General features: G+C 57.5%; 8 protein-coding genes. 6 read left to right on the plus strand and 2 right to left on the minus strand.

Going from position 1 to position 7410, the window contains the following annotated elements; all coding sequences use genetic code 11:
- Both SHM7688_RS13275 and SHM7688_RS13280 read right to left on the minus strand, forming a co-directional pair.
- A complete protein-coding gene (locus SHM7688_RS13275) occupies positions 1-1098 on the minus strand; it encodes a polysaccharide biosynthesis/export family protein (RefSeq protein ID WP_058240929.1) in 1098 nt (365 codons plus the stop codon).
- A gap of 133 nt (positions 1099-1231) precedes the next feature.
- Positions 1232-2524 carry a capsule polysaccharide biogenesis protein gene (locus SHM7688_RS13280; protein WP_058240427.1) on the minus strand — a complete coding sequence of 431 codons (1293 nt, stop codon included), beginning with the start codon at positions 2522-2524 and terminating at the stop codon, positions 1232-1234.
- 174 nt (positions 2525-2698) lie between these two features.
- On the opposite strand from SHM7688_RS13280, the gene SHM7688_RS13285 reads away from it, so the two are divergent.
- The 6 genes from SHM7688_RS13285 (at position 2699) to SHM7688_RS13310 (ending at position 7303) form a co-directional block, all read left to right on the plus strand.
- Positions 2699-3289 carry a riboflavin synthase gene (locus SHM7688_RS13285; RefSeq protein WP_058240930.1) on the plus strand — a complete coding sequence of 197 codons (591 nt, stop codon included), beginning with the start codon at positions 2699-2701 and terminating at the stop codon, positions 3287-3289.
- A 367-nt stretch (positions 3290-3656) separates the two neighbouring features.
- Positions 3657-4778: a 3,4-dihydroxy-2-butanone-4-phosphate synthase gene (ribB, locus tag SHM7688_RS13290; protein ID WP_058240428.1), complete on the plus strand. Its 1122-nt coding sequence runs from the start codon at positions 3657-3659 to the stop codon at positions 4776-4778.
- A gap of 2 nt (positions 4779-4780) precedes the next feature.
- Positions 4781-5332: a 6,7-dimethyl-8-ribityllumazine synthase gene (locus SHM7688_RS13295; RefSeq protein WP_058240429.1), complete on the plus strand. Its 552-nt coding sequence runs from the start codon at positions 4781-4783 to the stop codon at positions 5330-5332.
- Complete coding sequence (gene nusB / locus SHM7688_RS13300) at positions 5329-5799, plus strand: transcription antitermination factor NusB (protein WP_058240430.1); 471 nt, start codon at positions 5329-5331, stop codon at positions 5797-5799. The genes SHM7688_RS13295 and nusB overlap by 4 nt, the downstream gene beginning before the upstream one ends.
- Positions 5800-5989: 190 nt before the next feature.
- On the plus strand, positions 5990-6334 hold the full coding sequence (locus SHM7688_RS13305) for a hypothetical protein (RefSeq protein WP_058240431.1): 345 nt from the start codon (positions 5990-5992) through the stop codon (positions 6332-6334).
- A gap of 180 nt (positions 6335-6514) precedes the next feature.
- Entirely contained in the window at positions 6515-7303 is a 789-nt protein-coding gene (locus SHM7688_RS13310; protein ID WP_058240432.1) for an ATP-grasp domain-containing protein, read from the plus strand.
- The last annotated feature ends 107 nt before the right edge of the window (positions 7304-7410 follow it).

Below are 7410 nucleotides of genomic sequence, written 5' to 3' on the forward strand. Positions count from 1 at the left end.
TTACAGGCCGCCGAGGCTGCTCAGCGTATCTGCGGAGGTCAGAGTACCTGTGATTGCAGAGATGGTTTTGTCCCAAGTGGTGATCGGCGCTTCGGTGACATAGAGTGTGTCGCCATCACGAATGATGAAATCGCGTGCCATGAACATGCCATTGGGTTCGGTCAGATCCAGCACATAGACCATGCGCTGCGCCCCAGTGAGGTCCTTGCGTCCCAGAACGCTATTGGCAATGTCATCAGCTTCGTTGCGGAATACAAAGACGCCTGTCGGGTCACTGTTGGTTGGGGTGAGGCCACCCACTTGTGCCAATGCTTCAATTGCGGAGAGGTCTTTTGTGAAAAAGTTCACACGGCTTTGCGTGCCGGTTGCACCAAGCGCGGTGAAGGCGCGGGTGTCTTCCTCAACCAGAATGCGGTCCCCGCCACGCAGCGCGATGTCCAGCTGTGGGTTGTCATAGAGATCCTGAAACCAGATCTGCCCTGTGGTGGAGCCGCGCAGCACGGTGATCTGCGCAATTTCAGGCACAATGGTCACGCCGCCGGCCTGCGCAAGCATGGTTGAAAGCGTGCGGGTGGGGCGCTCAATCGGGTACACGCCCTGCGCGCCAACCGCTCCCACGAGAGAGACCGTTGCCCCGTCCCCTGCGGCGCGGCGCACTTCAACCTGTGGGTCCGGGGTCTGTTCTTCGAGTTTGGCCGAAATGATCCGGCGGATGCCTTCGGGCGTGTTGCCCGCAGCCCGGATGCGGCCTGCATAAGGCACAAAGATAAAGCCTGCGCCGTCCACCTGAACTTCTTCGAGCACAGCGGCCACCTGGCCTTCGGGGCCCAGCAACGGCTTATCGACGTTTTCCCAGATGGTCAGCGCCAGAATATCGCCTGGGCGGATGGTATCAGAGCCCAGTTGTCCGGCATTCTGAAAGTCGCTGGAGAAGCCAAGGGCAGGCACGACGGCCGTGGCGCGCGAGACGCGGTCGTTGACGGCAACAATGAAGGCATCGCCTTCGCGTTGAACCGACCCGGCATAAATTTCACGTTTGTTTGGCCCGGAGCGGGGCACAAGGCTGCAGGACGTCACAGCTGTCAGCGCGACAGCCATCACGGCGCACTTGCCCAAGCGGGATGCAAAGAGTTTCACTGCTCGGTCTCCTCGACCTGTTTATTCTGCCTCAGTTTTTTGAGACAACTTATCGAAATTCAATCCAAAAATCCAGCGCTAGACCTAGTGGTTGTCACTTCACCAGCCGCAACTGTTGCCTTGGGGCCGCTGTGCCGGTGGCCAGCGCCTGATAGGGGTCTTCGTCAGACAGCATCATGTCCACCACCTGACGCAGCAATTGGCGACGCCCGCGCGCAGAATAAAACCCGCCGGGCACCTGACTGGTTTCCAGGAGATAGCGACGGTAGGTTTTGTAGGCGCGATTGTCAGGCCGGGTGGCACCGGCAAAGAAATCCGGCAGGGCTTGTGTGCTCACAAACTCGGGCTGATCATAGACCGCGCTGCCGAAGGCTTTCAGGGGAATGCCCCGCCAGAGCACCTGCTGGGCTGCGGTGGAGTTCACGGTGACAGCGGTGCGCGCATCGTTGAGCAGCTGGGCCAGTTTGCCGCCGCGCACGTAATGCACCCGATCTTGCACATGGTGTTTGTGCGCAAGCCGCTTGATCTCCCGGCGCAGCGGAACGCGGCCATCCTCAAGTGGATGGGCTTTGAAGACCAGATGGTGATGCAGTGGCGCGCCAGAGGCAAAATTCTCAATGGTGAGCGCCAGAAAATCCGTCATGCTGTCAAAGGGGGAGTGGATCTGGAAACTGCTGTCATGCTCAAGCTGGAGCAGAGCCAGATGGTAAGGAAAGCCCCCAAAGCGGATGCGTAAAGTCGCAAGACGCCGCTCCAATGCCTGAAATGGCATCAGAAGAAGACGCCGCACATAGAGCTGAAACTCGCGCGTGACTGTCAGTGCGCGGTGGGGTTTGAAATTGCGGTAGCGCCGATTGGCGAACATCACAAACCAATGATAAAGCGCGCCATAAAACACATGTTGGCGCATATCCCCCCAATGGCCCGGTGGCATTGGGGTTTCCAGATCGGAGCTTTCCAGCGCCTTTTCCATCTGTGCGATGTTCATCTGCATCAGGCGCGAATTGCCATTCGAGCCGCCACGCTCATAGGTCACCCAATAGGGACGCAGGTAGCCTTCTTCAAAGACATGTACGGTCACACCCTGCGCCTTTGCGATCTTCACGGCTTGGGCATGGATGGGGCGGGTGTCCCCATAAAGCACAATGTCTGTGACGCTTTTCTGTATCAAAATATCTGCGAAGACTTTGGGCCAGTCCTCTGGGGTGCCTCGAAAAGGTAGAAAAGTCTTGCGCTGTGTCCAGAACGCCTGATCGCCCGCATTGAAACCCACACGCCATGTCTGTGCCCCTGAGCGACGGAGCATGCGCGACAGGGCTGCAAAAAACGGCCCATGCGGCCCTTGCAGGAACAGGAAAACTCTATTTTGGCCCGTGGTATTCGTCATGCTCTGCAACCTTATAGGCGGGTTCTATCGAATTTGTTAACCATCTGAAATGGCAAAAATATGGAACAGCTGTGCGGAGGGTGGGGCAGGGGACAGTGGTGAGACACGCTGGGCGCTTGTCATGTGCGCGGGTGCCGGTTAGGTCTGTCTCAAACCCTTACAGTGGAGCGCATCATGTTTACCGGAATCATCACAGATGTGGGCGAAATCAGCGCGCTGGAGCAGCGTGGCGATCTGCGGGCGCGCATCAAGACAGCCTATGACATCAGCACAATCGACATGGGTGCGTCCATTGCGAGTGACGGCGTCTGCCTTACCGTCGTGGCGATGGGCGATGATTGGTATGACGTGGAGATTTCAGCGGAAACCGTCTCCAAAACCAATCTGGGGGATTGGACGGAAGGGCGCAAAGTCAATCTGGAGCGGGCCTTGAAAGTGGGTGACGAACTGGGCGGACATATTGTGTCGGGGCACGTGGATGGGGTGGCAAAAATCATCGCCATGCAACAGGAAGGCGACAGCACGCGCGTCACCTTCCGCGCCCCAGAAGATTTGGCAAAGTTCATTGCGCCGAAAGGCTCCGTGGCGCTGAATGGCACATCCCTTACCGTCAATGAGGTGGAGGGGTGCGATTTTGGCGTCAATATGATTTCACACACCAAAGAGGTCACCACTTGGGGCACGGCCAAGGTGGGTGATCAGGTGAATCTCGAGATTGATACCTTGGCCCGCTATGTGGCGCGGCTTGCTGAGGTCGGCGTCTGACAGGGGAGGCTCTGTGCCAATAAGGCTGGGGGCTCTGCCCCCAAACCCCCGGGATGTTTCTGTCAAGAGGAAGCGGGCTTTAGATGCAAGTTTTGTCTATAGCGATTTTGCTGGCCTGCATCTGGCAATTTTTCTCGTTTAGACGGCTCTGACTCAAATTTGTGGTGTGGCATGGTTGGTGGCACGGCATGATGACCACATCCATCTACAACTGCGATGTTCGGCGGAGTGGGCGTGGGCGAAATCGCCTGTGACCTGCGCTTCGCGATTGGATGTCGTTGCGTTTTTGCCTGCTTGGGTGTCGCGCCCGCACTGGCATTCGGGCAGCGCATGGGCTATCTGGGCAGCAACCAAGCGGAGAGACCTCATGTCCTTTGAAAAGCCCGGACCCGTCGAGCAGAGCCTGCGCGATGCGATCAGCCCGATTGAAGAGATCATCGCCGATGCGCGCGATGGCAAGATGTATATCCTTGTGGATCATGAGGATCGCGAAAATGAAGGGGATCTGATCATCCCGGCGGAATTTGCCGATGCGGCGGCCGTCAACTTCATGGCGACCCATGGGCGCGGCTTGATTTGTCTGCCGATGACAGCGGAGCGCATTGATGCGCTGGATTTGCCGATGATGGCGGTGAACAATTCGTCGCGCCATGAAACCGCTTTCACCGTGTCGATTGAGGCGCGTGAGGGGGTGAGCACGGGGATTTCCGCCGCAGATCGCGCCCTGACGATTGCCACGGCCATCAACGAACAGAACACAATGGCCGCCATTGCCACACCCGGGCATGTCTTCCCATTGCGCGCCAAACGCGGCGGTGTGCTGGTGCGGGCGGGTCATACCGAAGCCTCCGTGGATATTTCGCGCCTCGCGGGGTGCCACCCCAGTGCGGTGATCTGCGAGATCATGAATGAAGATGGCACCATGGCCCGCCTGCCAGAATTGGTGGAGATGGCCAAGAAGCATGGCCTGAAGATTGGCACCATCAGTGATCTGATTGCCTATCGGTCGCGCGTGGATAACGAAGTGGTGGAAACCTCGCGCGAAACCGTGATGTCGGAATATGGCGGCGAGTGGGATATGCGCATTTTCACGGATCAGATCCACGGCATCGAGCATGTGGTCATGATCAAAGGGGACATCACCACGCCAGAGCCGGTTCTGTCACGTACCCACGCGCTTCATGAGGCCAGTGATGTGCTTGGGCTGGGGCCAAAATCGGTGAATGAGCTGCCGACGGCGATGCGCAAGATTGCCGAGGAAGGGCGTGGTGTGGTCTGTCTGTTCCGCGAAGTGCGCCACAGCCTTTACGCCGAAGAAGACGAAGGCCCACGCATTGTAAAGCGCACCGGACTTGGCGCGCAGATCCTGTCAAACCTGGGGTGTAAGGAGTTGATCCTGCTCACAGACAGCCCGGAAACAAAATACCTTGGACTTGACGCCTATGGTCTGTCCATTGTGGGCACACGCCCAATCCTGTCGGAGGAATGATCATGGCTGGCGCAGAAAAACACTACATCATGCCGCGTGCGGAATTTGACAAGCCGGTGAAGCTCGCGATTGTCATGTCGCCCTATTACAAAGACATCGCGGATAATATGCTGGCGGGTGCCGTGGCTGAGATCGAAGCCGTCGGTGGCACCTATGAGGTGGTCGAAGTGCCCGGCGCGCTGGAAATCCCGACGGCGATTGGCATTGCCGAGCGCATGAGCAATTTTGATGGCTATGTCGCGTTGGGCTGTGTCATCCGTGGGGAGACCACCCATTATGAGACCGTTTGTAATGACAGCAGCCGCGCGATTCAGCTCCTGGGGTTGCAGGGGCTTTGCATCGGCAATGGCATTCTGACGGTGGAGAACCGCAAGCAGGCCGAAGTGCGCGCTGATCCGGAAGAGCAGAACAAAGGTGGTGGTGCGGCGGCTGCGGCCTTGCATCTTGTGGCATTGGGCCGTAAGTGGGGCGCTCCGCGCAAAGGCGTTGGTTTTCTTCCAGATGCCGAAGAGATGAAACTCGCTGGCCAACTCAAGGACACTCCAAAGGCATGACCCTATCCGGCAACCAGAAACGCAAGATGAAATCTGCCTCCCGCCTTTATGCGGTGCAGGCGCTCTTTCAGATGGAGAGCTCAAACCAGACCGTCGATCAGGTGCGGGTGGAGTTTCTGGATCACCGGTTTGGCGCCGAAGTGGACGATGATACCGATATGATCGAAGGGGATGCGGATCTGTTTCGCAAGACCCTTGAGGATGCGGTAAACTATCAGGCCCCCATTGACCAGATGACCGATCGTGCGCTGGTGGCCAAATGGCCAATCGACCGGATTGATCCCACCTTGCGGGCGCTGTTCCGCGCGGCAGGGGCGGAAATCCTGCAAAGTGAGGCTCCGCCTAAGGTGGTGATCACCGAATATGTGGGCATTGCAGCGGCCTTCTTCCCCGATGGCAAAGAGTCCCGTTTTGTGAATGCCGTGCTCGACCATATGGCCCGAGAAGCCAAGCCAGAGGCTTTTTGAGGCTGCATTTGAGGGCTGGGCGAGCCTTCAAGCTCTGTTAACTTTGTTGGATCACTGTGGCGCGCAACCGATGGGTTGCGCGTTTTTTGCGCTCAGCTGTGCTGACGCAGCGTTCGCGCCAATCTGTCGCGCAGCTGTGGCTTGCCCATTGGCCATGGCTGGCGTTTAATGATCGCAAGGAGGCACTGTCATGCCAAAGCTGATTGCTCTTTATATTCGTCAGGTGGCCATTGGGTTCGCCATTTCCGCAGCCTTTGTGGCGATGCTGCTTTATCTCAATGTCGCAAATCTCTGGCATCTGGTCAGCAGCAGCTCTGATGGGGTGCTGGCGGTGGTTGTGATGTGGGTGCTCAACGGCATTGTTTTTGCGGGTGTGCAGTTTGGCATCGCCATCATGCGCATGAAAGACGATGATCATCCGGGCGGGGGTAAGCGCGATGCGCTGCCAACGGGGTTGCAGCAGGTGATGCTGGCAGAGCCGGTGCCGGTGAAAATCGACCAACGCAGCCCGCAGCAAAAGCAATTGCAGCGCTGATGCTTTGTGTCGACCGCAAGGTCATGCGTAAGTAGATAGACGGCAAGAGCCATCTTGAAGAGCCACCGTACAGACGGTGGCTTTTTTGTTACGGTTTGAATTTGAAGTGGCGCGGTCGTCTTCGCAGAGCGGACGGATCTTGTGCTTTGTGTCCTCTCTCATTGCTGATAGGCGGGGCGCATGCAGTGGATTATTCAAGACTTTGAGGACACGCGGAAACTCGGGCAGATATTGGCGGAGCTTGGGCGCGATGTCAGCTGGCACAAGGTTGTGCCTTTCGTCGGAGAACTGACACCGGAGCCTGTGATCCGAAATCCCAAGTCTGTTTTGCTTTTTGGCGCCTACAGCCTTTGGAAATATGCCGACTCCCATGATCTGTTTCCCGGGGTGTTTCGCATCGCTCCGTTTCTTTATGAGGATGTCTGGCGTCCGTATTTGCTGAATGGCAGCGAGGCTCTGGTGATGCCTCTGTCAGACTGCGTTGAGCGACTGGCACCGTCAGAGTGTATGTGGTTTCTGCGTCCCGTGGAAGACAGCAAGGAAGTCCCGGGCCGTGTTTTGCCAGCAGCGGAGATTGTGGCATTGGCCCAAAGGGTGACTCAGCTTTCGTTGGAGGAGCTGCCGATTGGATCTTTGCGCCCTGACACGGAAATAATGCTGTCCGCGCCGCAGGCGATTGAAGCGGAGTGGCGGCTGTGGATTGTCGCAGGTCAGGTGGTGAGTTATTCGCGCTACAAACAGGCTGGGAAGGTCGCCTATGTGCAGGACATCCCCCTAGATGCTCTGGCCTTCGCGCAAAAGATGGTGGCTCTCAATCCTGACTACAGCGCAGCCTATGTGATGGACATCTGCCAAACGGCAGATGGGTTTTGCATTATTGAGACGAACTGCATCAATGCAGCTGGGTTTTACGCGGCAGATATCAAAGCCATCGTTGCGGCGCTTGAGGCGCGTTTCGATCAGGGCTGACCTGGCACGCGGTCTCACGCAGCGCTGCGTTAAAAGTGGCGGGCCCGCAAACGCGACCGTTCGGTTATCTCATTCCCGAGGACCTGTATGTACAGGTGGGCGCCAGG

Origin of the sequence: Shimia marina (genome assembly GCF_001458175.1) — a bacterium.
In the GTDB taxonomy this organism is placed as follows: domain Bacteria; phylum Pseudomonadota; class Alphaproteobacteria; order Rhodobacterales; family Rhodobacteraceae; genus Shimia; species Shimia marina.